At 57.1% G+C, this 26,582-nt stretch carries 28 protein-coding genes; 13 read left to right on the top strand and 15 right to left on the bottom strand.

All coding sequences use genetic code 11. From position 1 onward, the window contains the following. Positions 1-57 precede the first annotated feature (57 nt). The 3 genes from modA to modC are packed head-to-tail and all read left to right on the top strand — an operon-like array spanning position 58 to position 2,575. A complete protein-coding gene (modA, locus tag ABJF76_RS03575; protein WP_413822350.1) occupies positions 58-789 on the top strand; it encodes a molybdate ABC transporter substrate-binding protein in 732 nt (243 codons plus the stop codon). Then, positions 786-1,478: a molybdate ABC transporter permease subunit gene (gene modB, locus ABJF76_RS03570; RefSeq protein WP_413822349.1), complete on the top strand. Its 693-nt coding sequence runs from the start codon at positions 786-788 to the stop codon at positions 1,476-1,478. The genes modA and modB overlap by 4 nt, the downstream gene beginning before the upstream one ends. Next, on the top strand, positions 1,475-2,575 hold the full coding sequence (gene modC / locus ABJF76_RS03565; RefSeq protein ID WP_413822348.1) for a molybdenum ABC transporter ATP-binding protein: 1,101 nt from the start codon (positions 1,475-1,477) through the stop codon (positions 2,573-2,575). Before modB ends, modC begins: the two co-directional genes overlap by 4 nt. Here the strand turns inward: modC and ABJF76_RS03560 are convergent. Both ABJF76_RS03560 and ABJF76_RS03555 read right to left on the bottom strand, forming a co-directional pair. Continuing rightward, positions 2,547-3,293 carry an EcsC family protein gene (locus ABJF76_RS03560; RefSeq protein ID WP_413822347.1) on the bottom strand — a complete coding sequence of 249 codons (747 nt, stop codon included), beginning with the start codon at positions 3,291-3,293 and terminating at the stop codon, positions 2,547-2,549. The genes modC and ABJF76_RS03560 overlap by 29 nt on opposite strands. A gap of 43 nt (positions 3,294-3,336) precedes the next feature. After that, positions 3,337-3,822 (bottom strand): GNAT family N-acetyltransferase, encoded by a 486-nt coding sequence (locus tag ABJF76_RS03555; RefSeq protein WP_413822346.1) that lies wholly within the window; start codon positions 3,820-3,822, stop codon positions 3,337-3,339. 95 nt (positions 3,823-3,917) lie between these two features. Here ABJF76_RS03555 and ABJF76_RS03550 point away from each other — a divergent pair, with 95 nt between their 5' ends. Then, entirely contained in the window at positions 3,918-4,523 is a 606-nt protein-coding gene (locus ABJF76_RS03550) for a flavin reductase family protein (RefSeq protein ID WP_413822345.1), read from the top strand. 41 nt (positions 4,524-4,564) lie between these two features. On the opposite strand, the gene ABJF76_RS03545 is transcribed toward ABJF76_RS03550, so the two are convergent. Both ABJF76_RS03545 and ABJF76_RS03540 read right to left on the bottom strand, forming a co-directional pair. Beyond that, a complete protein-coding gene (locus ABJF76_RS03545) occupies positions 4,565-4,921 on the bottom strand; it encodes a hypothetical protein (RefSeq protein WP_413822344.1) in 357 nt (118 codons plus the stop codon). Between the two features lie 132 nt (positions 4,922-5,053). Continuing rightward, complete coding sequence (locus tag ABJF76_RS03540; protein ID WP_413822385.1) at positions 5,054-6,661, bottom strand: SulP family inorganic anion transporter; 1,608 nt, start codon at positions 6,659-6,661, stop codon at positions 5,054-5,056. 238 nt (positions 6,662-6,899) lie between these two features. On the opposite strand from ABJF76_RS03540, the gene ABJF76_RS03535 reads away from it, so the two are divergent. The 6 genes from ABJF76_RS03535 (at position 6,900) to ABJF76_RS03510 (ending at position 12,088) form a co-directional block, all read left to right on the top strand. Continuing rightward, positions 6,900-8,762: a hypothetical protein gene (locus tag ABJF76_RS03535; protein WP_413822343.1), complete on the top strand. Its 1,863-nt coding sequence runs from the start codon at positions 6,900-6,902 to the stop codon at positions 8,760-8,762. Positions 8,763-8,854: 92 nt separating this feature from the next. Continuing rightward, the gene (locus tag ABJF76_RS03530; protein WP_413822342.1) at positions 8,855-9,727 is read left to right on the top strand and encodes an S-methyl-5'-thioadenosine phosphorylase; all 873 of its coding nucleotides are present in this window, start codon (positions 8,855-8,857) and stop codon (positions 9,725-9,727) included. Continuing rightward, positions 9,724-10,083 carry a hypothetical protein gene (locus tag ABJF76_RS03525; protein WP_413822341.1) on the top strand — a complete coding sequence of 120 codons (360 nt, stop codon included), beginning with the start codon at positions 9,724-9,726 and terminating at the stop codon, positions 10,081-10,083. Before ABJF76_RS03530 ends, ABJF76_RS03525 begins: the two co-directional genes overlap by 4 nt. Positions 10,084-10,086: 3 nt before the next feature. Further along, on the top strand, positions 10,087-10,722 hold the full coding sequence (locus ABJF76_RS03520) for a LysE family translocator (RefSeq protein ID WP_413822340.1): 636 nt from the start codon (positions 10,087-10,089) through the stop codon (positions 10,720-10,722). Continuing rightward, a complete protein-coding gene (locus tag ABJF76_RS03515; RefSeq protein WP_413822339.1) occupies positions 10,719-11,249 on the top strand; it encodes an adenine phosphoribosyltransferase in 531 nt (176 codons plus the stop codon). The genes ABJF76_RS03520 and ABJF76_RS03515 overlap by 4 nt, the downstream gene beginning before the upstream one ends. After that, positions 11,246-12,088, top strand: coding sequence for a hypothetical protein (locus tag ABJF76_RS03510; protein WP_413822338.1), 843 nt, complete (start codon positions 11,246-11,248; stop codon positions 12,086-12,088). The genes ABJF76_RS03515 and ABJF76_RS03510 overlap by 4 nt, the downstream gene beginning before the upstream one ends. Before the next feature lie 4 nt (positions 12,089-12,092). On the opposite strand, the gene ABJF76_RS03505 is transcribed toward ABJF76_RS03510, so the two are convergent. From ABJF76_RS03505 to coxB, 11 genes are all read right to left on the bottom strand, one after another. Continuing rightward, a complete protein-coding gene (locus ABJF76_RS03505) occupies positions 12,093-13,508 on the bottom strand; it encodes an FAD-binding oxidoreductase (RefSeq protein ID WP_413822337.1) in 1,416 nt (471 codons plus the stop codon). A gap of 66 nt (positions 13,509-13,574) precedes the next feature. Then, on the bottom strand, positions 13,575-14,405 hold the full coding sequence (locus ABJF76_RS03500) for an MBL fold metallo-hydrolase (RefSeq protein WP_413822336.1): 831 nt from the start codon (positions 14,403-14,405) through the stop codon (positions 13,575-13,577). 64 nt (positions 14,406-14,469) lie between these two features. Then, entirely contained in the window at positions 14,470-15,054 is a 585-nt protein-coding gene (locus tag ABJF76_RS03495) for a GNAT family N-acetyltransferase (protein WP_413822335.1), read from the bottom strand. Continuing rightward, the gene (locus ABJF76_RS03490; RefSeq protein WP_413822334.1) at positions 15,054-16,316 is read right to left on the bottom strand and encodes a M16 family metallopeptidase; all 1,263 of its coding nucleotides are present in this window, start codon (positions 16,314-16,316) and stop codon (positions 15,054-15,056) included. Before ABJF76_RS03490 ends, ABJF76_RS03495 begins: the two co-directional genes overlap by 1 nt. 10 nt (positions 16,317-16,326) lie before the next feature. After that, a complete protein-coding gene (thrC, locus tag ABJF76_RS03485; RefSeq protein WP_413822333.1) occupies positions 16,327-17,715 on the bottom strand; it encodes a threonine synthase in 1,389 nt (462 codons plus the stop codon). A 6-nt stretch (positions 17,716-17,721) separates the two neighbouring features. Next, positions 17,722-18,396, bottom strand: a complete 675-nt coding sequence (locus ABJF76_RS03480) for an SURF1 family protein (protein WP_413822332.1) — start codon at positions 18,394-18,396, stop codon at positions 17,722-17,724. A gap of 75 nt (positions 18,397-18,471) precedes the next feature. Continuing rightward, a complete protein-coding gene (locus ABJF76_RS03475) occupies positions 18,472-19,326 on the bottom strand; it encodes a cytochrome c oxidase subunit 3 (RefSeq protein ID WP_413822331.1) in 855 nt (284 codons plus the stop codon). Between the two features lie 13 nt (positions 19,327-19,339). Continuing rightward, positions 19,340-19,915 (bottom strand): cytochrome c oxidase assembly protein, encoded by a 576-nt coding sequence (locus ABJF76_RS03470; RefSeq protein WP_413822330.1) that lies wholly within the window; start codon positions 19,913-19,915, stop codon positions 19,340-19,342. Further along, on the bottom strand, positions 19,915-20,076 hold the full coding sequence (locus ABJF76_RS03465) for a cytochrome C oxidase assembly protein (RefSeq protein WP_413822329.1): 162 nt from the start codon (positions 20,074-20,076) through the stop codon (positions 19,915-19,917). Before ABJF76_RS03465 ends, ABJF76_RS03470 begins: the two co-directional genes overlap by 1 nt. Further along, positions 20,073-21,011: a heme o synthase gene (locus ABJF76_RS03460; protein ID WP_413822328.1), complete on the bottom strand. Its 939-nt coding sequence runs from the start codon at positions 21,009-21,011 to the stop codon at positions 20,073-20,075. The genes ABJF76_RS03465 and ABJF76_RS03460 overlap by 4 nt, the downstream gene beginning before the upstream one ends. Before the next feature lie 57 nt (positions 21,012-21,068). After that, positions 21,069-21,971 carry a cytochrome c oxidase subunit II gene (gene coxB, locus ABJF76_RS03455; protein WP_413822327.1) on the bottom strand — a complete coding sequence of 301 codons (903 nt, stop codon included), beginning with the start codon at positions 21,969-21,971 and terminating at the stop codon, positions 21,069-21,071. A 163-nt stretch (positions 21,972-22,134) separates the two neighbouring features. Here coxB and tldD point away from each other — a divergent pair, with 163 nt between their 5' ends. From tldD to topA, 3 genes are all read left to right on the top strand, one after another. Next, positions 22,135-23,556 (top strand): metalloprotease TldD, encoded by a 1,422-nt coding sequence (gene tldD, locus ABJF76_RS03450; protein WP_413822326.1) that lies wholly within the window; start codon positions 22,135-22,137, stop codon positions 23,554-23,556. 257 nt (positions 23,557-23,813) lie between these two features. Beyond that, positions 23,814-24,962 (top strand): DNA-processing protein DprA, encoded by a 1,149-nt coding sequence (gene dprA, locus ABJF76_RS03445; RefSeq protein WP_413822325.1) that lies wholly within the window; start codon positions 23,814-23,816, stop codon positions 24,960-24,962. A 99-nt stretch (positions 24,963-25,061) separates the two neighbouring features. Then, the coding region (gene topA / locus ABJF76_RS03440; RefSeq protein ID WP_413822509.1) for a type I DNA topoisomerase at positions 25,062-26,582 on the top strand (1,521 nt) is incomplete at its 3' end.

The raw sequence follows: 26,582 nt of genomic DNA, 5'->3' as shown, positions 1-26,582 counted from the left end.
TAAGTGAGACTTTTATCTCTTGAGCCCACAAACCCCTTGCCCAATAGTGCCCGGGCTATGAAATCACCCCGATGGATCAACGGCTTGGCGCTGCTATTCAGCTTTGTGTGCCTCACAACGGCAACACAGGCCGACCCCGTACGCCTGTTTGCCGCGGCCAGCCTACAAGGCCCGCTGGATGATGTCGTGCAAGATTGGGACACCGCAAGCACCGTCAGCTATGGCGGCAGCGGCACAATTGCGCGCCAGATCAGCCTTGGCGCGCCGGCGGATGCTGTGATCCTTGCCAATCCCACCTGGTCGCAGTGGCTCGTTGAAAACGGCCATGCGCCGGGGCCAGTGCGTGCGCTGTTGTCCAACCGACTTGTGATCATCTCGCGCCTTGGGGGCGCGACGTTTGAGCAGATCGATGCTGCAACCCTGCGCGCCGCGCTCGATGGTCGCCTTGCTATGGGACAACACATGTCGGTGCCCGCAGGAATCTATGCCAAAGCGTGGCTTTCCCATATCGACGCATGGGATACCCTGCGCCCGCACCTTGCAGAAACAGAAAACGTGCGCGCCGCACTCGCGCTTGTGGCACGTGGCGAAGCGCCCTTGGGCATCGTCTATGCAAGCGACGCACAAGCCAGCGCGCAGGTCAGCGTTGCCTATGTCATTCCCGACGATCAACACCCGCAAATTCTGTATACAGGCCTTGCACTTACCCCAAATGGAACGGCCTTTCTTGATCACCTTGCAACGCACACCGCGCCCTTTACAGCGGCGGGTTTTGTGGCCCTGCCATGATGCTTGATGCCGCAGGATGGGAGGCCCTGCGCCTGTCGCTGCTTGTCGGCGTCGTGGCCACGGTTTTGGCCTTGCCGCTGGCTATCTGGATCGCATGGCTGCTGGCGCGGCGTGATTTTTGGGGCAAGGCCGTCTTGAATGCCGCCGTGCACCTACCGCTGGTGTTGCCGCCTGTGGTCACGGGGTACCTGTTGCTGATCGCGTTTGGGCGGACTGGGCCAATAGGGCGTTTTCTTGAACAAAGCTTTGGCCTTGTGCTGGCGTTCCGCTGGACAGGTGCTGTGCTAGCCGCCATCGTCATGGGCTTTCCATTGATGGTGCGCGCCATCCGCCTTGCGATCGAGGCCGTGGACCCCAAAATCGAAGACGCCGCCCGCACCCTTGGCGCGCCGGGCTATGCCGTCTTTGCGACGATCACCCTGCCCTTGATCCTGCCCGGCGTGCTGGCTGGCGCGGTCATGGGGTTTGCCAAAGCCATCGGAGAATTTGGCGCGACCATCACCTTTGTCGCCAATATCCCCGGTGAAACCCAAACGATGCCCTCCGCCATCTATGCGTTGTTGCAGGTGCCGGGCGGAGAAAACGCCGCCATCGCCCTTGTTCTTTGGGCTTGTGCCCTTGCGCTTGGTGCGGTGGTCGTATCGGAGTGGCTGGCCCGGCGCGTGGCGAAAAGGATCGCAGGCGTATGACGCTATCGGTTGATCTGTCACATCGCTTTGGCGATTTTGCTTTGGACGTGGCGTTTGAAGCCGGGCCCGGTGTGACCGCGTTGTTCGGGCGATCCGGTGCAGGCAAATCGACCATCGTAAACGCGGTGGCCGGCTTGTTACGCCCAGACCGCGCGGATATCACGTTGGATGGCAGTGTTTTCAATGACATGCGCACCTGCCTGCCCCCGCACAAACGGCGCATCGGCTATGTCTTTCAAGACGCGCGGCTGTTCCCGCATCTCAGTGTGGCGCAAAATCTTGACTACGCCGCGCGGTTTGGGGCGAAACCCAAAACCCGCAGCCACATCATTGAGCTATTGGGGCTGGGCACGCTCTTGTCCCGGCGTCCCGCAACCTTGTCTGGCGGTGAACGCCAAAGGGTGGCCTTGGGCCGCGCCTTGCTTGCTGAACCAGAGTTGCTGCTGATGGATGAACCGCTTGCCGCGCTCGACGGCCCGCGCAAATCCGAAATTCTGCCCTATCTTGATCGCCTAAAATCCGAAACCGGAGTGCCCATTTTATATGTCAGCCACGCGGTGGATGAAGTTGCGCGGCTTGCTGATACCATGGTGTTGCTTGAGGGCGGGCGCGTTGCTCGCGCAGGCCCATTGTTTGACGTCATGGCTGACCCCGCGGCCGTACCCCTGTTGGGCGTGCGCGAGGCCGGCGCGGTCATGCGCGCCCACGTCCAAGCGCACGGGGACGACGGCCTAAGCACTTTGCGATTGGCCGCAGGTACGCTTAATTTGCTGGGCGTGCACGCCCCGGTCGGGTCTGAAATCCGCCTGCGCGTGCTGGCCCAAGATGTTCTACTATCGCTAGAGATGCCCACAGGTCTGAGCGCGCAAAACATCCTGCCCGTGACCATCAAGGCGATCCGCAGCGGCGGTGGCCACGGGGCGGCGATATCGCTGGACGCAAACGGAGACGCATTACTGGCACGCGTCACCGCACGGGCCGTCACATCCATGGGCCTGCACCAAGGTCAAAGCCTGTTTGCGATCATCAAAGCCACATCTGTGGCCCAAAACGCCATTTCGGGTGATACTACTTTAGCCTTTTCACCTGATCCTTAAGGCGCGCCACCATTTGATCATGGGGCTGATCAGCCTCGATTGCCAGACGGCGCAACCCAAAATGCACATGCGCAATGTCGGTGTAATAACTGGTATAGGCATAGTTCGTTGCAGCCCCCGCAACAGCGCCCAAAACAGGCACCGTTTGGGCGGCAAGCTTTTGCCCCATCACGATGGCCAAACGCGGGGCCACGCGAGCAATGACCGCTTGCATCGCAGCACCCGTCAAGGCGACGCGGGCTGATAAAAACGCAAGATCGGCGCTGTCGTCATGTTCAAGCGGTCCTGCCGCTGCGAAAACTTGCACACAATCAAATCGCACCGATTCTGTGTTGGGATCAAAGCCGTGTTCAACCGCAACGCCTTCGATGACGCGCAACAAAAGCGTTGTCGTGACCGGCAATTCGGCCAATGCCGTTGGTAATCCGCCAAACCCGCCCGCAGCCCCCATCGCGGAACTGACCGCACGGTTCAACCATTCAGCCTGATCCGGCACCACGTTGCGCGATTGACTGGCCGCATCCAGCGCATAAAGCAGCGCCGCCTTACTCGCCCCATCAAGCTGCTTGCGCACCGGATCCGGCAGACGGGACAACAGCCCATCCGCCTGCGCACCCAGCGTATTTAACAACTGAATACCAAGCCCGCCCGCCGCCTTATAACGGCGCGCAATGCGGTCCAGCTCGGCTTCGGGATCAACGGGTGCAGGGGCGATCATGATATCATTCATGAACTATAAATTGGCATCATTCGCCGCGTTTTCAATCGCCGCGTACAACGTTGCCTGAAATTCCGTCCCATGCGCCGGCGCGCAAGGCACGACCCAAAACGCGTGCAGGGTTGGTCGGCGGGGGCATCACGACACCCTCAAGCAAGGTAAAACCAACGCGCTTATAGTACGGTGCGTCGCCAACCAGCAAAACCCGGTCCCACCCGGCCTCAACAGCGGCTTGCAATGATCCCTCAATCAACAATGCGCCCAGCCCTTCGCCTTGACGTGTCGGGTGCACAGCAACCGGGCCCAGCAACAAGCAATGCACAGCACCGATGCGCACCGGCCAATATCGGATCGCACCCCCTAGAATGCCATCACGATCACGCGCCACATGGTTCAACGCCGCCACCGCTTCAACGCCTCTGCGCAAGCGATAAGACGACAACAGCTCGCGCCCGGGCGCAAAGCACAAATCATATAGCGCCTCGACTTCCCACCAGTCGTCCGGAGTTTCTTGGGTCAGTTGGTACATGAGGGGTGAAGTTCGCCGTCGCTCGTCAGGGGTGGCCCCTGCCCTAACATGGGGATAATCCTTGCGCAAACCTCAGCACAGATCGGACGCACACTATGTTCTACCGCCCCGCCGACGGCCACGGCCTGCCCCACAACCCATTTAACGCCGTGGTCACACCGCGCCCCATTGCGTGGGTGTCGACGCGCGGCGCAGATGGGTCCGATAACCTTGCCCCCTATTCGTTTTTCAACGGGGTCGCCTATACGCCGCCGCAAGTCATGTTCGCCTCAACCGGGGCCAAAGATGACCGCGACGGCACCAAAGATTCCGTCGCCAACATCCGCGACACTGGTGTGTTTTGCGTCAACATCGTCGAAGAGGCGATGAAGGACGCCATGAACCAGACCTCAGGGCCTTGGGAGGCCACAACGGACGAATTTGAACTAGCCGATATCGAAAAAGCGGACTGTTCCGAGATCAACTGCGCCCGCGTCGCGACAGCGCCTGCGTCGATGGAATGCAAGGTGACGCAAATCGTCAAGATCGAAGGCGAATTCAACGTGGTCGTGTTCGGAGAAGTCATCGGTATGCATTTGCGCGACAATTGCATCGTAGACGGCATATTTGACGTGCTGACGTACAAACCGCTGACACGACTTGGCTATCGCGACTATTCGGTGGTGCGCGATAAGTTCAGTTTGAACCGTCCGGGGGAATGAGGGACGGAACGGTGCGTCGAAAGTCAGCAACGAGCCCAGACCTACTTGGATCGAAGATCATCAATTCCGATGAATGTGACTTCACCGACTTCATTGTGGCGAGCAACCCATAGTTCGGCGAGTTCGTCAGAGATACCGAGTTTCTTAGAGACCTTCTTTATCAGTGAATAGTTGTTGCGGTTTGGAAATAGCAGCCGAAGCATGGAAATATGTCTTAGGCAGGCTAACTCGAAGGCATTAAAAAACGCAGAAAATTCGGATATTTCGACGTGAAAATGATAAGCTAATGCCTTCCGCATGAACATCTCTTCATGACCGATCTCTTGCAAACGAAGGGCATAGTCCCGTTTGCTTTCACCAACCTGCGGAGGTAGTTTATCATATCGTTCTAAACTCATATCCAGTGTTTGACTGAAATAAGCGTCGAGTTAAAGCTGTTGCGGGGCCGAAAATCTAAGGTCGGCTAAAAGTCTGCACATCTGACCCGACCGCCAATCCTGCACACGAATTAAGGCGCTAAGCGCGCGCCCTCAGTGCCCGTCCAAAATTCCGGTACGCACCCCGTAATCGGTCGCGATTTCATAGTCCGGATCATCGTCACTATCGACCATCAGGTGGCCCGCAGTGGTCAGCAAACGGTGGCAATCGCGGGTCAAGTGGCGCAGCTGCACGCGCTTGCCCAACTCTTCGTACTTTGCCGCCACGGCTTCGATCGCTTGCAATGCGGATTGATCCACGACGCGGCTGTCCGCAAAGTCGACGATCACTTCGCTTGGGTCACTCTCAAGGTCGAACATCTCAATGAAGCCGGACGCTGATCCGAAGAACAGTGGTCCTTGCACCTGATAGACCCGCGCGCCTTCAGGCGTGACATAAGACTTGGCATGAATACGGCGCGCGTTGTTCCACGCATAGGCCAGCGCCGAAACAATGACACCGACAACAACCGCAACGGCTAGGTCTTCCATGACGGTGACGACCGTCACAAGGATGATCACAAACGCGTCCATCAACGGCACTTTGCGCAAGATCTTAAACGAATTCCACGCAAAGGTTCCGATCACCACCATGAACATAACACCCACCAGTGCCGCCAGTGGGATCAGTTCGATCACGCTTGATCCGATCAGGATAAAGGCCAGCAAAAACAGCGCTGCCGAGATACCGGCAATGCGCGTGCGCCCGCCGGATTTTACATTGATCATCGATTGACCAATCATCGCACATCCGCCCATGCCGCCAAAGAAACCGGTGGCAGTGTTGGCCAAGCCTTGGGCGATACATTCCTGTGATGCCCCGCCTCGTTGCTTGGTCAAATCACCAACAAGGTTCAGCGTCAAAAGGCTTTCGATCAGGCCAATCGCGGCCAGAATCACCGCGTAAGGCAGAATGATTTCAAAGGTTTCCCAATTCAGCGGCACCGACGGGATATGGAAGGTCGGCAAGCCGCCTTCGATGCTTGCCAAATCGCCAACACGCGGCACATCAAGACCAAAGCCAATTACAATTGCGGCCACAATCCCGATGCCCGCAAGCGGCGCCGGGATCAACCGTGTCACACGTGGCGCCAGCCACGTGATCAACATCGTCAAGCCCACAAGGCCTAACATCATCACCAACGCCACACCGCTCAGCCATTCACCACCGCCCGCACCGTGCCCTGCGGCCTCGACCGTGCCCGGCACTTTGAACTGCGTCAACTGCGCCAGAAAAATCACAATCGCCAGACCATTCACAAAGCCCAACATCACCGGATGCGGCACAAGGCGAATGAACTTGCCCCACTGCATGACACCCGCAAAAATCTGCAGCAGTCCCATCAGGACGACCGTCGCAAACAGGTATTCAACCCCGTGCTGCGCAACCAGCGCAACCATCACAACCGCCAAAGCCCCAGTGGCCCCGGAAATCATACCCGGACGCCCGCCAAACACCGCCGTAATCAGCCCCACCATAAAGGCCGCATAAAGCCCAACAAGTGGGTGTACCCCGGCCACAAAGGCAAAGGCCACGGCCTCGGGCACCAGCGCCAATGCGACGGTCAGCCCCGACAACAAGTCAGTACGCACCTGCGCCGGTGTCAGTTTGACCTCTCCCGGCGAGATCGAGAAATCGCCAAAGCGGGTTTTGGTGCTCATGTTTGTGAAGTCGAAAAGAGCCATGGAATTCCTGTCTGCTTGCACGCGATCACCCCGCGCTTTCGCCCGCCCTTAACGGATCATGCGCAGAAAGGCCATGCCAACGCGCATCCCAGACGCGTGAGCCACGGATCGGATCAAAAATCGCGTCAAATTCTGAACGCGCTTTGACAGATCAGGGTTAACAAATCGACAAACATCGCTACCCTGACGCGAACGCGCATCATCCCGAGGGTATATGGCAATTTTACGCACCTACGCAGAGGTTCAGAACCTGAACCCAACCGACGCCGAACAGCAACTGATCGACGCCTGCAACGCCGGGGAACTCTGCTACCTAGGCGGTGATGTGCCCACCGAGCCAAACGCAAAGCGCACGATCCGCGCCGACATCCTGCGCTATCTTATCTTGGGCGGCTGCAAAGAATGCCCCGTGGACGGGCGCGGCGTGAACCTATGGGGCGGTTACATCACCGGAATACTGGACCTTAACTTGGGCACGGCAAAAGGGGCCATCCAACTCAGGCACTGCAATTTTGACAGCCAATTTGACGCAATCCAAACCCGATTTGAATTGCTCGACCTTTTGGGAAGTACACTCAAAGGGTTCATCGCCCAAGGGGCCCAGATCAAAGGTAACGTCTTTCTCCGCTCAATAACCACCACCGCAACCGTCGCCCTCAACGGCGCGACCATCGGCGGGCAACTTGACTGTGAGGGCGCAGAACTAGACCCAACCGGAAGGGAAGCACTCTTCGTCCAAGGGGCCGAAATCAAAGGCCACGTCCTTCTTCGCTCAGTGACCGCAACCGCAACCGTAGACCTCAACAGCGCGACCATCGGCGGGCAACTTGACTGCACTGGCGCGCAGATCACAACTGGGAATGATTACGCCATCACCGCCCCAAACGCACGCATATCAGGCGGAGTGTTTCTGCATCCACGGACCCAAAAAGAAAAAGACCACGTCGAAACTCCTTTCTATGCGACGGGCGAGGTGCGGTTCAACGGCGCGACCCTAGGCGGGATTTATGCTCAGGAAGTCACACTTGTCGCGACTTCTTCTGGCCAAACGCTGTCTTTGGGCGGGGCCACTGTGAACGGAGCAGTGCGCCTTGATGGTTGCGACAGCACTGGCGAAATCCTGCTTGCCGGCGCACGCATTTCGGGGCGGCTGACGTGCGAGCGGATCAAGATCGGCAACGAAAACGGTCACGCCTTTAACGGGCAGGCCATGCGCGTCGAACATTCCTTTGTCTGGAAAAAGGTCGAACACACATCTGGCGGCGTCAGCCTTAATGGCGCGCATGTGGCTGAATTGAATGATGATCCCGACAACTGGCCCAAGACTGGCGATTTGTTTCTGGACGGCTTCACCTATGATCGGATCAAAGGCACGGTATCCACCTCGCCCGCGCGGATGGGATGGCTGGAAAGCGGCAGCTTTTTCAATCGGGAATTTCGCCCTCAGCCCTATTTTCAATACGCCAAATTTCTACGCGAAACCGGACACGACGGTGAAGCACGTCGGGTGCTGGAAACCGCCGAAGGGTTATTACGTCAAGACCGCCGTCGTCGCTGGCGCGACCCACGCGACACACCGGGCTTAAACGACCTGCAATGGCATTGGAAAAAACTAGCCGCTTGGGCAGATGAATACAGTATAGACCCTTCGCTGAAGTGGGTCATAGGGTACGGCCACGCCCCGTTTCGGGTTATCCGCACCATGACCTCTCTCATCGGAGTGTTTTGGATCGCAACCGCGTTCACTTGGCATCTTGGACAATTCGCACCCAATTCTGCGATAATTCAGGTGTCGCAAGGATGGGCGGATGTACAGGATCAGGACAATCCCGCAGAAATCTGGAGCGACACAGGCGGCAGCGGTGCCGATTGGGAAAGCTTCAGTGCCTTCGCGTATGCCATGGATGTCGTCATCCCTATTATCAACTTTGGCCAAACAGAGGCTTGGGCCCCATCGACCACACGCGGAGATTTGGGATGGTGGTTGTGGTGGACAAAATGGTTCTTTGGTCTTGCGGGTTGGATCGTCACCGCCTTGGGCGCTGCTGCCATAACGGGCATCATCCGCCGCGAGTGATGCGCCAAAGTGGTGTGCATGGCGGTGCACCACCTTGTGCATCTTGGCGTTGCCTGTTTTAGTCCCGTCAAAACTTGCGCAAAGAGGCCCCCATGACAGCTACAAAAATCGCCGTGATTGGCGGCTCTGGTATCTATGACATTGAGGGGCTCGAAGGGGCGCAGTGGGTGGACGTGGACAGCCCGTGGGGCGCGCCTTCGGATCAGATTTTGACGGGCCGCCTTGGCGGTGTCGACATGGCGTTTCTGCCTCGCCACGGGCGCGGCCATGTGCATTCCCCGACCACGGTTCCGTATCGCGCCAATATCGACGCGCTCAAGCGACTTGGGTGCACCGATGTGATATCCGTGTCCGCCTGCGGCAGTTTTCGAGAAGAAATGGCGCCAGGCGATTTTGTCATTGTAGATCAGTTCATTGACCGCACATTTTCGCGTGAAAAGTCGTTCTTTGGCACAGGGTGCGTGGCGCATGTCAGCGTTGCCCACCCCACCTGCCCGCGCCTGTCTGCGGCTTGCCTGACAGCAGCGCGCGATGCAGGGATCAACGTGCATGATGGGGGGACGTATCTGGCGATGGAGGGGCCGCAGTTTTCAACCTTAGCCGAATCCAAAATGTATCGCGAAGTGTGGGGGGCCGATGTGATCGGCATGACAAATATGCCCGAAGCCAAGCTCGCCCGCGAGGCCGAATTATGTTATGCGTCCGTTGCGATGATTACGGATTACGACAGCTGGCACCCTGATCACGGCGAGGTCGATGTTACTGAAATCATTAAAACTTTGATGGGTAACGCAGGCAAAGCCCGCGACCTTGTCGCCCGCCTACCCGCCCTATTGGGACCCGACCGCGCGCCCTGCCCACACGGCTGTGACCGCGCGTTGGAATATGCGGTGATGACAGCCCCCGAACAACGCGACGCGGCACTTGTGGCCAAACTCGACGCCGTCGCAGGACGCGTGTTGTGAGCACCCAAGAACCAACATGGAAAACCCGGCTGGGAACCCGGCTAGAGCAATTCAGCCACGATGTGTTTGATGCCTTTCGCTGGATGATGTCCGTTGGGATCGCGCGGTATATCGCGATCAAAACCGACAGCGCTTTGTCGATGGCTGTCTCTCATGCGCTTGGCGCGGTGTTGCTGATTTTTCTGATGGCGGTGTTCTTGCTGCGTGGTGAAATTACCGTGTTTCGCGGATCGGGACGCATGACCACGATTGGCAACCTGATTGTGAATATGATGATTTGCGTCGGGGCCTTTGCGATGTGCATTTGGCTGACCTATGCGATGGTGGATGTCTTTGTGAATTATCAGGGTAAATAAGATATGACTTTGGAACTTTGGCTGACCTTTGTTGCCGCCTCCACCGCCCTGCTTATCATTCCCGGCCCCACCTTGATGATGGTGCTAAGCTATGCGTTGACGCAAGGGCGGCGCGTGGCTGTGGCTTCGGCCCTTGGCGTCGCAACCGGAGACTTGATCGCGATGACATTGTCGGTGATTGGGCTGGGTGCACTGTTCCTGACCTCGGCGCTTGCGTTCACGGTTTTGAAATGGGTGGGTGCGGCCTATCTGGTCTATCTTGGCACCAAGATGTTGCTGAGCACACGCACCAGCAGTGCCGCCCCCACGTTGCTTGACAAACCCAGCGACCAAACGGCCGGCAAGGTCTTTCGCGATCTGACGACCGTCACCGCGTTGAACCCTAAATCCAACACCTTCTTCATCGCCTTCGTGCCGCAATTTATCACCCCAGATGCCGCCTTTGCGCCCCAAGCTGCGATTCTAATCGCCACCTTTGTGGGCATCGCTGGCGTCAACGCACTGGTGTTTGCCCTGACGGCCAATTCATTGCGTTCACGCATCACCACCCCACGTGTCCAAACATGGTTAACCCGCGCTGGCGGGGCCACGTTGGTCGGCATGGGCCTTTTGACCGCCACCCTTCGGAGAGCGACATGAAAACCGTCCAAGACTACATCCGCACCATTCCCGACTTCCCGCACGAAGGGATCATGTTCCGCGATGTGACCACATTGTTTGCGGACCCACGTGGGTTCCGATTGGCGGTTGATCTGATGCTGCACCCTTACGCCGGGCTTGAGATCGACAAAGTGGTCGGGCTAGAGGCGCGCGGCTTTATCCTTGGCGGAGCTATCGCGCACCAACTGTCCGTCGGTTTTGTGCCAGTGCGCAAACAGGGCAAATTGCCGGGTGCCACGATTACTCAGGCCTATACGCTGGAATACGGCGAGGCGGTCGTTGAACTGCATGACGATGCGATCCAACCCGGTGAAAAGATACTTGTCGTTGACGATTTACTGGCCACGGGCGGCACCGCAGAAGCCGGGATTAAACTGATCGAACAACTGGGCGGAGAGGTCATTTCCTGCGCCTTTGTCATCGACTTGCCTGATCTTGGCGGGCGCAAACGGCTTGAAGGCATGGGGATGGACGTGACTGCGCTGTGCGCCTTTGAGGGTGAATGAAGCGCGCGATTTGTTTTGGTATCGTTTTGGTCATATGCACCTGGGCCAGCATCGCCGCAATCACCCGCGCCAACACCCTGAATGATACGTTGCGCCTGATGGCACGTGCCTTTCTGGCTTCACCTCAGATCGTAGAGGCCGAAATAGACTACTCCGACAAATCAGTGACATTCGTCACCGACACTGGGGAGACCTTCACATCATATCCAGACAATCTGCATGCCATGCTACAAAACGCAGATTCTGACAAGCAGCGTCAAGACCTGCTCGACGAAAACGTCACCAACCGGCTCGCGTCGATTTTTGAGGCTATCACATCCGACGGCGTGGATATCGAACGCCTTTTTCCCGCCTTGCGTCACAAAGGGATTGCCCGGTTTGGCGACAGGCCGCTCCTCTCTGTGCCGTTTATTGGCGATGTCTCGGTTTTTGTAATCGAGGACATGCCACACGGCATTTCTTTTTTGACCCAAGCCGATTTGGATCACCTGTCTTTGACGCAGGGTGCGCTGTTTGAGAGGGCAATGGCAAACATCTATGCACAGAACTGGCAGCCCGAATTCCTAGGCGGCGACGGCTTGTATGTGTTGCGCCTTGATGGAAACCACGAGGCGACATTGATGCTGGTGCCGGAAATCTGGCAACAGCTTGATGCCCAGATGAAAGATGTGGTCGCTGTGGTTATTGCGCGCGATCTTGTCTTGGTGGCGGATACGGGTGTGGACGGCGCGCTGACAAGGCTGCGCGACGTGCTGTTGAAGAGAGAAGATACCGTCAGTTATCCAATCTCAAACCAGTTGTTAATCTGGCGCAAGGACCATTGGGCCGCCTTTGAGTAACGGGTCACCCCCTCCGTAAAACTGCGCCCGGATTCATAATCCCCAACGGATCAAGCGCTGCCTTTATCGCCCGCATCGCGGCCATTTTTGCCGGATCACCATAACGTTCAAGGTCATCCACTTTCAGCCGCCCAATCCCGTGTTCGGCGCTGACAGAGCCGTCCATTTCGTGAACCAAATCATGCAAAGTGCGTTTGATAACTTCACGCTGATCGGCGTGGTCAGCGCGGGTTTTTCCCGGCACTGGAAAGACGTTAAAATGCAGATTGCCGTCGCCCACATGGCCAAAACAATTGATGCGGAAATCTCCAAGCGCTGCAATCCGTTTGCCCGCTTCGGCGATAAAGTCCGCCAAAGCCCCAAGCGGCACTGAAATGTCATGCGAGGACACAGATCCAATCAACCGGTTCGCTTCGGGGATGCTTTCACGGATGGTCCAAAAATCGGTGCGCTGGCTTTCGCTTTGCGCGATCATGCCGTCGGCGACCAAACCAGCGGTCGCCGCCTCTTGAAAAAGGCGTTCCAGCATATCAGCAGGCGACGCCCCGCCAGACAGGCCCAGTTCTACCAACACGCTCCATTCAGGTGTTTTTTCCCATGGATTGCGTATTTGTGGCAGCGTTTCAGCCAGAAAATCAAAGCCTTGCCGGTGGATCAATTCAAATGCAGTAACACTTTCGCCCACATGGTCGCGCGCCATGGCCAGCAATGACAAGGCGGCGGCTGGGGACGCGACTTGGAACAGGGCTGTGCCCACGTGTTTGGGCTTGGCAAACAGTTTAAGCGAGGCCGCAGTAATAACCCCCAACGTCCCTTCCGCCCCGATCAAAAGGTGGCGCAGGTCATAGCCTGTGTTGTCTTTGCGCAAACGCGATAACCCATGAAAAATTTCACCCGAAGGCAGCACGGCTTCGATCCCCAAACACAGATCGCGCGCGTTGCCATAGCGCAACACGCCCGTGCCGCCCGCATTGGTCGAAAGGTTGCCGCCGATCCGGGCAGAGCCCTGCGCCGCAAGCGTCAACGGGAACAATCGATTTACGTCATCCGCCGCAGCCTGAACGTCGGCAAGGACGACACCCGCTTCAGCGACCAGCACGTTCTCTTCGGCGTAAACGTTTCGAATGCCATTCAATCGCTCGAGTGACAAAATCAGCGGCAACGGGCCGTTTGGTGACACCTGTCCGCCCACCAACCCCGTGCCGCCGCCATAGGGGATCACGGGCACGCGCGCATCTGCCGCGGCGCGGATCAGGGTTGCGACTTCGTCCGTGCTGCGTGGACGCGCGACAAGGCCCGCGTTGCCTTTGTAACGCCCGCGCGGCTCTTGCAGGTGACCGGGATCAGCTTGTGCAAAGCGGTCGGTCGGCAATGTCGCACGCAAAGCGTCAGCGCGTTCAGGCGTCAAGGAATTGAGCATAGGGGTCTCTTTCAGTATTCACGTGCTTTGTCTGTCACGAAAAAGCACATGAGCGCAACGCAGTGCCTAGTTCTGCGTGGCACGCAGCCATTCAGGGCGTAACACCATAATCGTGGGGCGACTTGGCAAGCGATCCAGCGACACATCCAGTGACGGGCCTCCGACTTCGACCACCTGAAAATTGTCCCGCATCCCACCTAGGAAGGCGTTCAGGGAAATATCTCCGAACCAGTGCATCGGGATCACGATGGACGAGCGCAAACGTTCAATGACGCGCATCATGGTGGGTAAATCAACCGTCAAACCCCCATCGACTGGCGCCATAACCACATCCAGACGACCGATCGCCGCGTATTGTTCGTCGTTTGGTTCGTGATGCAAATGGCCAAGATGCCCGATGCACAGGCCTGCGACCTCGAAGACAAAAATGGAATTGCCGTTTGTCTCGGTTCCAGAAAATTGAGACCGGATATCGGTTGACACATTGCGCACAAGCACTTCGCCCAGATCAAGATGGTGATCTATGCCACGCCCGAATTCGCCCCAGCCAGGCAAAGCATGGGGGATCGCGGGGTCGGGAAACGCTGTCCAGTGAGACTCGTGCGCGTGGTTCATAGTAATCACATCTGGGATCAAAGGGGCGGAACCTGTGAAGCCCGTAAAATCCGTGACGACGTTTAACCCGCCCGAAGTACGGATCAAGAACGATGCATGAGCGATGTAATGAATGCGTACGTTCTCGGGCGCGACATCTACATCATAACTGGCAAGCTGAATGAAACGGCTACCGTCGATGCCATTTGCCAATGCTATGCAATGGCTCGGCGTGCGACTTTCTTGTGCGGCAAGTGTCGCCGGTGTCAGGCACAGCATGAAGAACAGTAAAATGTGTCGCATGATCGAAAGGTAGAGCAGAGAAAGACTTTTTCAAAAGTCTTTTCCAAAATTCTCACAGAGAATTTTACCCGACGTCCGTCTTTCCGCGTCGGTCAGCGCGCAAAGATGCGTAAAGGACATGGGTGCGCCAGCGGCCACCGATTTGCAGATAACTTTGCGCCACGCCTTCGTACTTAAAGCCACAGGTTTCCAAAAGCGCGCGCGAAGCCGCATTTTCTGGCAGGCAAGCGGCCTCAATTCGGCTGAGGTCCAGTCGGTTGAAGGCATAGTGCACGACAGCCAGGATGGCCTCGCGCATATACCCTTGCCGCGCAAACTGCGCACCGGTCCAGTACCCCAGCGTGCCTGCCTGCGCAGGCCCGCGGCGTATATTATCTAAGGTGATTGCCCCCATCAGCGCATCGTCATTGCGCCGAAACAGAAACAAAGGCAGTGCCGTCCCTGACGAAACCGAACGTTGGGCCCAATATACGCGGTTGGTAAACGCCTTACGCGTCAGGTGGTCTACCGCCCAGCTGGGTTCCCAAGGCGTAAGGTGATCAACGCTGTGGGCGCGCAAAGCGCTCCAGGTGCGAAAGTCAGAATGTGCAGGCGGGCGCAGTGACATGCGCTCTGTCTCGATTTGCACTTTCTTTTTAGATAGCAGCATCAGGCGACGCGACGCTCCTCTAGGGTGGCGCGCGTGGGCGCCGCATCAACAGGGCCGTACAACGCCATAGCCATTGGCGCGCGGCTTGCCATTTGTTCGGCAAAGTCGCGCACGTCGCGCACCGTAATCGCATCGATCAGCGCCACGCTTTCTTCAAGCGGCGGCACTCGGTCCCAGATTTGCACAAGACGCGCCAGACGTTCCGCCCGGTTCGACGGGCTTTCGAGCCCCATAAGCAGCCCTGCTTTCATCTGCGCACGCGCGCGGTCGACCTCGGCTTGCGAAATATCCCCCACTGCGCGCTTCATCTCGTCCACCGTGATGGTCGCCAAATCCGCGATCTGATCCGCAGATGTGCCAGCATAGATCGTTGTCATCCCAGTGTCGGCATAGGCCCCGGCCTGAGCAAAGATCGTATAACACAACCCACGGCTTTCCCGTATTTCCTGAAAAAGCCGCGACGACATGCCCCCGCCCAAAGCACTGGCATAGACTTGCGCCGTATAAATCGCATCATCGCGATACCCTGGCGATTCAAAAGCCAACGCGAAATGCGCTTGTTCCAGATCTTTGCCTTGACGCACCTCGCCCCCCGCAAAGCGCGCGGTATCAGCCGTAAGCACAGGACGACGGGGCAAATGGCCAAAAAACTCTTCGGCCATGCGCACCAGTGCGTCGTGATCCACAGCGCCAGCGGCCGAAAGGATCATCTGTTCGGGGCCGTAATGTTGGCCGACAAAACGCGCAAGGTCTGCACGGTCAAACGCTTCGACGCGCTCGCTTGGGCCCAAAATCGTGCGTCCAAGAGGTTGTTCTGGATAAGCTTGTTCTTGCAGCCAGTCGAAAATCACATCGTCAGGCGTATCGAGCGCCTGACCGATTTCCTGCAAAATCACGCCGCGCTCGATCTCGATCTCGTTTTCGTCAAACACGGGGTTCAGCAAGATATCTGACAGGACGTCCAACGCCAAAGGCACATCGTTTTCCAGAACCCGCACATAATATGCTGTCACCTCGCGGCTGGTGTAGGCATTAATGTACCCGCCGACGTCCTCGATTGTTTCAGCGATTTGCAACGCGCTGCGTTTTTTGGTGCCTTTAAAGGCCATATGCTCAAGAAAATGGGCGATACCGTTTTGGTCAGACGCTTCATGGCGCGCGCCTGCTCCGACCCAGATGCCAATCGATGCCGAGGCGAGGCTTGGCATGTGTTCGGTGACGATGCGAAACCCGTTGGACAGGGTATGTGTTTGCGTGCTCAAGACAGTGATCTCATGTCGCGCGGTTTTCCTTGATGTGTGCTTTTAGCGCCGCCAAATCGTTGGGCACGCGGGTCAGCCGTTCTGGGCGTTCATATAGATCGCTCATCCGAGGGGGAAGAGCAGGATGCACGCCTGTAGCGGCTTCCACGGCATCGGGGAATTTTGCAGGGTGCGCAGTGGCGAGGGTCACCATGGGCGTGCCAGCGTGAATGTGGTCGGGTGCCACATGCACGCCGACTGCCGAATGCGGGCACAACAATTCGCCCGTTTCCGCCAAGGCGCGGGTGATTGTTGCGGTCGTGTCGCTTTCGGATGCGCGGCCAGATTCGTAATGATCTTGCAGGTCTTGCATCGCCCCTTGGCTGACCTCAAAACCGCCGGCCTTAAGTTCGTCCATCAACTGCGTCACGGCGTTGCCATCCCGCCCATAGGCGTCAAACAGAGCGCGTTCAAAGTTGGAACTAACCTGAATGTCCATAGAGGGGCTGATCGACGGGATCGTTTCGCCCTTGTGATAGCCCTGCCCGCTAAGACAGCGGTGCAAAATGTCGTTCTGATTGGTCGCAACCACAAGACGGTCAATCGGTAGCCCCATACGCTTGGCGATATAACCCGCGAAGACATCGCCGAAGTTACCTGTGGGCACTGTAAAGCTGACTTTCCGCGTCGGCGCCCCAAGGGCCGCAGCGGAAGAGAAATAATACACCACCTGCGCAAGCACTCGCGCCCAGTTGATTGAATTGACCCCGGCCAGTTTCACCCCGTCGCGAAAGTCAAAATCGTTAAACATGTCTTTTAGACGCGCTTGGCAGTCGTCGAAATCACCATCCATGGCAAGGGCATGCACATTGGATTCGGTTGGTGTTGTCATTTGACGGCGTTGCACTTCGCTGATGCGGCCATGCGGATACAGAATAAAGACATCGACGTTCTCAAGCCCGCGGAACGCTTCGATCGCGGCCGATCCGGTATCGCCCGATGTGGCACCGACAATCGTCACCCGCTCGCCCCGTCGCGCAAGTGCGGTTTGGAACAATTGGCCAATCAGTTGCATCGCAAAATCTTTGAACGCCAAGGTCGGACCATGAAACAGTTCAAGCAAAAAGTGCCCTTGATCCAACTGCACCAGAGGCGCGCGCGCCGCATGACCAAACCCCGCATAAGCGCGATTGATGCAACCACGAAATTCCGCGTCTGAAAACGTGTCACCCACAAAAGGGCGCATGACCGTATAGGCGATCTCTTCGTAAGGCTGACCGGCCATTGCAGCGATCGTATGCGCATCAATCTGAGGGATGGTTTCAGGCACATACAAGCCGCCGTCACGGGCAAGGCCAGTCAGCATCGTGTCTTCGAAAGTCAATGCGGGGGCCTGACCACGGGTCGAGATATAGCGCATGTTGCGTCAGCCTTTCTTGGCGCGGGGGCGCCACAGGAAATAGAATGTCATGCCAGCCCATATGGCGGCCAATGAAAACCAGGTGATGGCGTATTGCAGGTGATCGTTGGAAATGCCAGCCGTGTCTACGGGCCAAGGCGTGACACCAAGATCCGATTGCGGCCCGTCCCGCAACACCACAAGTATGGGATCAGTGCCTAGATGATCTGCCATCGCAGGCACGTCGCGGGCGAACCAAATGTTTTTTTCGATGTCCGGCGCGGGGGTGAACCCGTCGGCTTCAATCGGATTATCCAGATTGCCGATCAAGTCCATTTCCTCGCGCGGCGGTTCTGCCACTTCGACCCCAACGGGTTGCCAGCCTGTGTCGATTAAGATGCGTCTTCCGGCCAACGTTTCGAACGGGCGGATGATGCGATAGGCCGCGCCAGTTGTCTTGCGCGAGGCAAGCATGCGGATGTGACCCGGGTCAAACTTGCCAGTGATGGCCACCGGGGCATAACGGCGAAATTGCGGTTCCAGCGCGTCGGATAACGCGACAGGGTCCGCGCCGATTTGAGCTTCGATATTACCCAGCAGGTCTTGTTTCCACGTCAAACGTTGCACCTGCCATGTGCCCAAGGCCAGCAGGATCGCCGTGCCAATTAACCCGAATGTCAAAAGAAACCAGAGGCGCCGCATCGGCTGAATGTCCCCGTTTAACGTGAAAAGCGCGCGGAACCCGCGCGCTTTGATCTTTGGTGCAAGGAGCGCCGTTTAATGCGCGCCGGGCATCTGCGCTACACCCCAGATGTAGACGGCAAAGAAAAGGAACAGCCAGACCACATCAACAAAGTGCCAGTACCAAGCCGCGGCTTCAAACCCGATGTGACGTTCGGCGGTGAAGTCACCCTTGATTGTGCGAATGAGGCAGACAAACAAAAAGATCGTACCGATGATAACGTGTACGCCGTGGAAACCCGTCGCCATGAAGAATGCGGAATAGAACGTATCACCGCCAAATTCCCACCCCTGATACAGCAGGTAAGAATATTCGTAAGCTTGGAAGAACGTGAAGAGCAGACCAAGAACCACTGAGATTGCCAGACCGTTGATAACATCTTTGCGCTGCCCGCCATGCACCAAAGCATGGTGCGCCCAAGTGACCGCACACCCAGACAGCAGCAAGATCAACGTGTTGATCAGCGGCAAGTGGAACGCATCCACATGGTAGATTTCAGGGCGGACATATGTCGTTCCGAAATATTCGCTCATCGGGTAAATGCCATCCTTGAAGAACGCCCAGAACCACGCGGCAAAGAACATCACTTCGGATGTGATAAACAGAATAAACCCATAACGCAGACCAATGCTGACGACCGGCGTGTGATCGCCAACCTTGCTTTCGGCCACCACATCCGACCACCAGCCGAACATAACATAAAGCACCCCGACAAAGCCCATCAGGAACATCCAAGGTCCCGTCAGCTCGATCGATTTGAACATGATGGTCACCCCACCAGACATCCAAACCACGCCGCCAAACAGCATGGTAAAGCCCGCTAGCGCGCCCAGAAGTGGCCAAGTCGATGGCGACAGAATGTGATAGTCGTGGTCTTTTACGTGGGCCATTTGGTGACGTCCCTTAGTTCAGGTTTGTATCGTTAACCGTATCGAGGGCTGCATAGCCTTCGGGCAGGTCGATTTGGTAAAATGTATAGCTGAGCGTGATCGAGTGCACGTATTTTGCGTCTCGGTCCGTGACTATTTCTGGATCAACATAGAAAGTCACAGGCATCTGAACGCGTTCGCCCGGTGCCAGCACTTGTTCTTCAAAGCAGAAACAGTCGATTTTGCTGAAGAACCCGCCCGCTTCATAGGGGGCAACATTATAGCTGGCAGAGCCTGCAATGGGTCGATCTGTTGGGTTATAGGCCTCGTAGAAGGCCAAACCGGTTTCGCCGATCCGCAATTCCATTTCGCGCACCACGGGCTTGAATTCCCATGGCATGCCGCGTTCTTGGGACGCGTCGAAGCGAATTTTGATCGTCTGATCTAGAATTTCATCACTGGCCACTTCGCTGATGCCCGGCGTACCACCAAAGCCTGTGACCCGGCAAAACCAGTCATAAAACGGCACTGATGCCCACGCCAGTCCGCCCATCACAACCACAAGGCTGACAGTCTGCGTGACAGTTTTTGCGGGTCCGGACATCGCCATTACTGGCTCTCCTCGGCGCGGGGCAATTCGAATTCACCACCGGTGATTTTCACAAATGTCAGCGCCAATACCAGCACAACAAAAGAGGCCAGCATCAGGCCCACCCCCATGTTGCGGCCTTTGCGGCGTTGGTGAATTTCATGTTCAGCGCGAATGCTCATGCCCAAATCCCCCATGCGGCGGGCAACAAAGCCTCGGCCAATATCGCACCGAAGTGCAGGAACAAGTACCACAAAGACAGCCGGAAAAAGGACTTCTCGACCTTATATTCGTCAGCTTCGGCTTGCGCCTCTTCGCGTTTCCAGATGTCGTATGCGCCTTTAAGGAACAGCGCATTCAGAACCAGCGCAATGACCAAATAGACTGGGCCGCCAATGCTGGTGAATGCCGTTCCCACAGCAAGCAAAGCCAAAGGTACAGTATATGCAAGGATATGTTTGCGCGTCGACGTGCGCCCGTGGGTGACCGTCAACATCGGCACGCCTGCATCGTGGTAATCGGCCTTCATAAACAGGGCCAGCGCCCAGAAGTGCGGCGGAGTCCACATAAAGATCAGCGCAAACATCAACCACGGCTCAAGCGCCATAGAACCCGTGGCAACCGCCCAACCGATCACCGGAGGGAAGGCACCAGCAGCACCACCAATAACGATGTTCTGCGGCGTCGAACGTTTCAGCCACATGGAATAGATCACAACGTAGAAAAAAATCGTAAACGCCAGCAGGCCCGCGGCCAAAAGGTTCGCGCTTAGCGCCAGCATGATCACCGCCATGCCTGACAGGGCAAAGCCCAGCACTTTGGCCTCGTCTGCGGTCACCTTACCTGCGGGGATCGGGCGCTTGGCGGTGCGATGCATGATGCCATCGATGTCAGCATCCCACCACATGTTCAGCGCCCCAGACGCCCCTGCCCCGATCGCGACAAATAGGATCGACGCGAATGCGATGACAGGGTGCACGCCGATGGGTGCAGCCAGCAAACCTACCACGGCAGTGAATACCACCAGCTGCATGACACGCGGCTTCATCAGGGCGAAATAATCACCCAATGAAGCCTCGGCCTCATGCGTTTGGTTTTGATAGCTGACGTCGGTCATCAAAGCCCCTGCCGTTTGGTTAGATCGTAAGGCGGAGGTGTCCTCCGCCCTACCAGATTAGTTAGAAGCGACAGTCAAAGGAGCAGTCGTGCCTGCAAATTCTTCTTTAGCCTCAACAAGCCATGCGTCGTATGCTTCTTGGCTCACCACTTTTACGGTGATGGGCATGTAAGCGTGGGCAATGCCACACAGCTCAGAACACTGACCAAAATAAATGCCTTCTTTTTCGGCCTCGAACCACAGCTCGGTCAAACGACCCGGAACTGCATCTTGCTTCACACCAAAGGCAGGCACAGTCCAAGCATGGATCACGTCCGCGCCTGTCACCTGAACAACAACGGTCTTGTTTACAGGGATCACGACAGCGTTGTCAGTGGCCAAAAGGAAGTCTTCACGGCTGTAACCTGCGTCAACCAGTGCTTTTTCCACACCTGGCGTCAAAGCATTCACAAAATCCTCGTCCGAATCCAATGGCGTCGTGGCGGCGGACCCGATCATGTAGGAATCAAATTCAATCCCTTCATCCACATATTCATAACCCCAGAACCACTGGTATCCTGTCGCCTTAATCGTAACGTCGGCTTCGGGAATTTCCTGTTGGTGGAACAGAGTTGGCAGCGAAAACGCACCAATGAACACCAAAATCAGAACCGGAATGATGGTCCACGCGATTTCGACAGTCGTATGGTGCGTGAAGGTCGCAGGCTCGGGGTTGCGCTTGCGGTTGTAGCGGATGACGACCCACGCCAGCAGGCCCGTTACAAACAAAGTAATCAGCGTAATGATGATCAACATCATCCCATCAAGCCACTGAAGGCGGCGCGCAACTTCGGTCGCGGCAGGCTGAAAGCCCGTGGCGCCGTTAACCGGGCGCCCGATCACTTCAAGCCCGTCTTGGGCCCATGCTGGAACAGCGGCAAGGGCAGCAGCAGCGCCCGAAATCGAGAAAAGCGTTTTCATTATGTCGTCCTGATCTTGTTGGATCATTGATCTGCGTAGAAAGGCCGCGCACTGCTGCCCGTTGTATTGTCTCGTGCTTACAATCATATCTTGAACGCAAGATAAAGACTTAAGGGGCGCGTCAAACGGACGCTTCACCCCCAAAAACGAACAGGAGCCTACCATGACCGACGCCCCCTTCGCCCCGCTGGACACCAGCGTGGACCGCGACACCGCCCTTGACGTGTTGCGCGCTGCAACTGCCGGGGCCGATGATGGAGAACTGTTTTTCGAACAACGCCGCTCTGAAGCCTTGGTTTATGACGATGGACGCCTGAAAACTGCAAGCTATGACGCCTCAACAGGCTTTGGCCTGCGCGCTGTGCGCGGCGAAGTGGCGGGGTATGCGCATTCCACCGAGATCAGCGAATCTGCGTTGCGCCGTGCCGCCGAAACCGCGCGATTGGCCGTGGGCGACGGCGGAGGCACCTTGGCAGATGCGCCCCAAGCCACCAACCAACAGCTTTATACCGACAACGATCCCATCGCAGGGGCCAGTTTTCCGGTCAAGCTTGAAACACTGAAAGAAGTCGACGCCTTCCTGCGCGATCTTGATTCGCGAGTTGTGCAAGTCTCGGCTTCGCTTGCGGCGTCCTTGCAAGAGATCGAAATCCTGCGCCCCGACGGGCATTCTGTGCGCGATGTGCGTCCGATGAGCCGCCTTAACATCTCGGTCATCGTCGAACAGAATGGGCGGCGCGAAAGTGGAAGCGCGGGTGGCGGCGGACGTGTTGGCCTTGATGGGCTGATTGATCGCGCCGACTGGCAGGCCAAGGCGCGCGAAGCGTTGCGCGTGGCTGTTGTGAACCTTGATGCGGTCCCGGCACCTGCAGGCGTGATGGATGTGGTGCTTGGCCCCGGTTGGCCTGGTATTTTGTTACACGAAGCCATCGGCCATGGCCTTGAGGGCGACTTTAATCGCAAAGGCAGTTCGGCCTTTGCTGGGCTTATGGGGCAGCAAATCGCAGCGCGCGGCGTGACCGTGCTGGATGACGGCACAATCCCGGATCGTCGAGGCTCCATCACAGTGGATGACGAAGGCACACCCAGCGCCAAGAACGTCCTGATCGAAGACGGCGTATTGGTCGGCTACATGCAAGACCGTCAAAACGCACGGTTGATGGGCGTCAAAGCGACCGGCAATGGGCGGCGCGAAAGCTATGCGCACACGCCGATGCCACGCATGACCAACACCTACATGTTGGGCGGAGACGTCGCGCCCGGCGACATCGTCGCTGACCTAAAGGACGGTATTTATGCCGTCGGTTTTGGCGGCGGACAGGTGGATATTACCAATGGTAAGTTCGTGTTTTCCTGTACCGAAGCTTATCGCGTCGAAAATGGCCGTGTCGGAGCGCCTGTCAAAGGGGCCACTCTTATCGGTGATGGCGCAACGGCGCTGAAACACATCCGGGCGATCGGAAACGATATGGCGTTGGATCCCGGTATGGGAAATTGCGGCAAGGCCGGGCAATGGGTGCCTGTTGGAGTCGGACAACCGACTTTGATGATTGGCGGGCTCACGGTGGGCGGCTCTGCCTCCTAGATACAGCTTCGGGTTAGATTCGGCACTCAAACCAAAAAGACAGGCGCGCGCGGGATACCCCCCTCGCGCGTCTTCGCTATTTGGGGGGAGGCTTAACGCAAACACCTGTTCCCCTTTCGTTTCAATCCACGTAATTTGAAACAAAAAATGGCGTCTTTTCAGAAGCTAACAAGTTCGCATTGCATTGGAACTCGCGCGTTCATGCGTTGTTAACCTTGCCGAATCTATAACAAGTCAAGCAACGGACGGAGCCACGGATGACTGAAAAGGATACCCATCCTTCTTCCACTCACCCCCCACTCCCACCCACCTCGGAAGATGACCGTTTTGCGTGTCTCCGTCTGTTGCGTTCTCGCCGGGTTGGCATATCGACGTATCAACGTTTGCTAATTGAACACGGCACTGCGCAAAACGCGCTGGCCGCGCTACCAGAGGTAGCGCGTGCCGCCGGCGTTTCACGCTATGAGATTTGCCCCGAAGGTGTGATCCACGCAGAACTCAAGGCAGGCCGCCTTGCGAGCGCACGATTGATTGCGCAAGGCACACCAGATTATCCCGCGCCGTTAAACGACCTGCCCGACGCCCCGCCCTTTCTTTGGGTGATCGGTGACACGTCATTGTTACACAAACCCGCCATCGCGCTTGTGGGGGCACGAAATGCGTCTTCACTTGGAACACGCATGGCACGCGGACTGGCGCGCGATTTGGGAAACGCGGGTTACACCGTGGTGTCCGGACTGGCACGCGGCGTTGATGCGGCAGCGCACCTTGCCGCTTTGGACACAGGAACAATTGCGGTGCAAGCTGGCGGAGTTGATACTATATACCCGGCCGAAAATACCGAATTGGCACTTAACATCGCCAAACAAGGCCTAAGGTTGAGCGAACAGCCCATGGGCTTGCAACCTATGGCGCGCCATTTTCCTGCGCGCAATCGCCTGATCTCTGGATTGGCACAGGCAACTGTGGTGGTCGAAGCGGCGGCAAAGTCAGGCAGTTTAATCACAGCGCGCGACGCACTTGATTTAGGGCGTGATGTGTTGGCCGTGCCCGGGCATCCGATGGATGCACGTGCGTCGGGCTGCAACATGTTGATCCGCGATGGTGCTGTGCTGGTGCGCAATTCTGCTGACGTTATTGAAGCCATCGCACCATTTGTACCGCGCGCGCCCGAATTGCCATTGACCGCCCCCCCGGTCCCACCGCCTGATCGACGCAGTTTGCGCGAAACCGCAGACCTTCATGGACAGATCCTGAACCGCCTTGGTCCCGCCCCTTTGCCCGAGGATCAGCTGATCCGCGATCTTGATGCACCATCCGAATCCGTGATGCCCTTACTTGTCGAACTAGAACTCGAAGGAAGCATTAATCGCGGCCCCGGCGGCTTGCTGACCCGCGCCAGTTAGGCGCACCATTATGGCGTCGGTTGACATTCCCCCCTTGCGCCCCAATCTGTGCACCGCCATAGAGCACGCAATTTTTCCGTTATAAGGTTGATCCGTTAGATGCCTGTCGTCGTTGTCGAATCCCCCGCTAAAGCTAAGACAATCAACAAATATTTGGGGAATGATTATACCGTTTTAGCCAGCTACGGCCACGTGCGCGACCTGCCGCCCAAAGACGGTTCGGTCGACCCCGACAACGGATTCGAGATGTTGTGGGAGGTCGCAAGCTCCAGCAAAAAGCACATGAAGGCGATTGCAGACGCGCTAAAAGAAGACAACGCACTGATCCTCGCGACTGACCCCGACCGCGAAGGCGAAGCGATCAGTTGGCACCTACAAGAGGCGCTGACGGCCCGCAAATCGATCAAAAAAGACACCCCCGTCAGCCGCGTCACCTTTAACGCCATCACCAAATCAGCCGTGACCGAAGCCATGGCAAACGCGCGCCAAGTCGATATGCCCTTGGTTGAGGCCTATCTGGCCCGCCGCGCGTTGGATTATTTGGTCGGCTTCAACCTGTCGCCAGTCCTATGGCGCAAATTACCCGGTGCAAAATCCGCCGGCCGCGTGCAATCGGTTTGCCTGCGCATTCTGACCGAACGCGAAATGGAAATCGAAGCGTTCCGCAACCGCGAATATTGGTCAGTCAAAGCCGTGCTCGCCTCCCCCCGTGGGCAAGAATACGAAGCACGCCTTGTCAGCCTTGCAGGCAAGAAGCTGGACAAATACGACCTCGAAAATCAAACGCAGGCTGAAATGGCCGAACAAGCCATCACCAGCCGCGACCTGAAAGTCCAGTCGGTCGAGGCCAAGCCCGCCTCTCGCAACCCGTCGGCGCCATTTATGACCTCGACCCTGCAACAAGAGGCCAGCCGCAAGTTTGGCATGGGCGCGCGTGCCGCCATGAGCACGGCGCAGCGGCTTTATGAAGCGGGCTACATTACTTATATGCGGACCGACGGCATCGATATGGCCCCCGAGGCCGTCGCGGCCGCCCGTGATGCGATCAAAGGGTTTTATGGTGCGGACTATGTGCCCGCCAAGCCGCGCATCTATAAAAACAAAGCCAAAAACGCGCAGGAAGCCCACGAATGTGTGCGCCCAACCGACATGACCATCAAACCAGATGATCTGCCTGTCACGGATGTTGACCAGCGCAAGCTGTATGATTTGATTTGGAAACGCACACTGGCAAGCCAGATGGAAGGCGCACGTTTAGAACGCACAACGGTCGAAATCGGCAGCGAAGATGGCCAAGTGACCCTGCGCGCCAGTGGCCAGGTTGTCTTGTTCGACGGTTTCCTCAAGATCTATGAAGAAGGTCGCGACGATGTTGTGGTCGATGACGACGACAAACGCCTGCCGCAATTGAGCCAAGGCGAACCGGCCGACAAACGCATTGTTAAACCTGAACAACACTTTACCCAGCCGCCCCCGCGCTACACCGAAGCGACGTTGGTGAAGCGTATGGAAGAGCTGGGCATTGGCCGCCCCTCGACCTATGCCAGCATCGTGACCACTATTCAGGACCGCGAATATGTGCGCAAAGACCGCAACCGTCTGATTCCCGAAGACAAAGGG

This window comes from Tateyamaria sp., assembly GCF_039940735.1.
Taxonomy (GTDB): Bacteria; Pseudomonadota; Alphaproteobacteria; order Rhodobacterales; family Rhodobacteraceae; genus Tateyamaria.
The sequence above is the reverse complement of the archived record's forward strand: the minus strand, read 5'-3'. Positions and strand labels throughout refer to the sequence as shown.

Bases quoted from the DNA above. Each gene is read 5' to 3' on its own strand.
- ABJF76_RS03555 (WP_413822346.1), bottom strand. From the start codon at position 3,822: ATGTACCAACTGACCCAAGAAACTCCGGACGACTGGTGGGAAGTCGAG.
- ABJF76_RS03475 (WP_413822331.1), bottom strand. From the start codon at position 19,326: ATGGCCCACGTAAAAGACCACGACTATCACATTCTGTCGCCATCGACT.
- ABJF76_RS03550 (WP_413822345.1), top strand. From the start codon at position 3,918: ATGTTCTACCGCCCCGCCGACGGCCACGGCCTGCCCCACAACCCATTT.
- ABJF76_RS03540 (WP_413822385.1), bottom strand. From the start codon at position 6,661: ATGAGCACCAAAACCCGCTTTGGCGATTTCTCGATCTCGCCGGGAGAG.
- ABJF76_RS03495 (WP_413822335.1), bottom strand. From the start codon at position 15,054: ATGCTGCTATCTAAAAAGAAAGTGCAAATCGAGACAGAGCGCATGTCA.
- coxB (WP_413822327.1), bottom strand. From the start codon at position 21,971: ATGAAAACGCTTTTCTCGATTTCGGGCGCTGCTGCTGCCCTTGCCGCT.
- modB (WP_413822349.1), top strand. From the start codon at position 786: ATGATGCTTGATGCCGCAGGATGGGAGGCCCTGCGCCTGTCGCTGCTT.
- ABJF76_RS03530 (WP_413822342.1), top strand. From the start codon at position 8,855: ATGACAGCTACAAAAATCGCCGTGATTGGCGGCTCTGGTATCTATGAC.
- ABJF76_RS03460 (WP_413822328.1), bottom strand. From the start codon at position 21,011: ATGACCGACGTCAGCTATCAAAACCAAACGCATGAGGCCGAGGCTTCA.
- ABJF76_RS03535 (WP_413822343.1), top strand. From the start codon at position 6,900: ATGGCAATTTTACGCACCTACGCAGAGGTTCAGAACCTGAACCCAACC.
- ABJF76_RS03560 (WP_413822347.1), bottom strand. From the start codon at position 3,293: ATGATCGCCCCTGCACCCGTTGATCCCGAAGCCGAGCTGGACCGCATT.
- ABJF76_RS03510 (WP_413822338.1), top strand. From the start codon at position 11,246: ATGAAGCGCGCGATTTGTTTTGGTATCGTTTTGGTCATATGCACCTGG.
- dprA (WP_413822325.1), top strand. From the start codon at position 23,814: ATGACTGAAAAGGATACCCATCCTTCTTCCACTCACCCCCCACTCCCA.
- thrC (WP_413822333.1), bottom strand. From the start codon at position 17,715: ATGCGCTATATCTCGACCCGTGGTCAGGCCCCCGCATTGACTTTCGAA.
- modC (WP_413822348.1), top strand. From the start codon at position 1,475: ATGACGCTATCGGTTGATCTGTCACATCGCTTTGGCGATTTTGCTTTG.
- ABJF76_RS03465 (WP_413822329.1), bottom strand. From the start codon at position 20,076: ATGAGCATTCGCGCTGAACATGAAATTCACCAACGCCGCAAAGGCCGC.
- ABJF76_RS03505 (WP_413822337.1), bottom strand. From the start codon at position 13,508: ATGCTCAATTCCTTGACGCCTGAACGCGCTGACGCTTTGCGTGCGACA.
- ABJF76_RS03500 (WP_413822336.1), bottom strand. From the start codon at position 14,405: ATGCGACACATTTTACTGTTCTTCATGCTGTGCCTGACACCGGCGACA.
- ABJF76_RS03520 (WP_413822340.1), top strand. From the start codon at position 10,087: ATGACTTTGGAACTTTGGCTGACCTTTGTTGCCGCCTCCACCGCCCTG.
- ABJF76_RS03545 (WP_413822344.1), bottom strand. From the start codon at position 4,921: ATGAGTTTAGAACGATATGATAAACTACCTCCGCAGGTTGGTGAAAGC.
- ABJF76_RS03515 (WP_413822339.1), top strand. From the start codon at position 10,719: ATGAAAACCGTCCAAGACTACATCCGCACCATTCCCGACTTCCCGCAC.
- modA (WP_413822350.1), top strand. From the start codon at position 58: ATGAAATCACCCCGATGGATCAACGGCTTGGCGCTGCTATTCAGCTTT.
- ABJF76_RS03480 (WP_413822332.1), bottom strand. From the start codon at position 18,396: ATGCGGCGCCTCTGGTTTCTTTTGACATTCGGGTTAATTGGCACGGCG.
- tldD (WP_413822326.1), top strand. From the start codon at position 22,135: ATGACCGACGCCCCCTTCGCCCCGCTGGACACCAGCGTGGACCGCGAC.
- ABJF76_RS03470 (WP_413822330.1), bottom strand. From the start codon at position 19,915: ATGGCGATGTCCGGACCCGCAAAAACTGTCACGCAGACTGTCAGCCTT.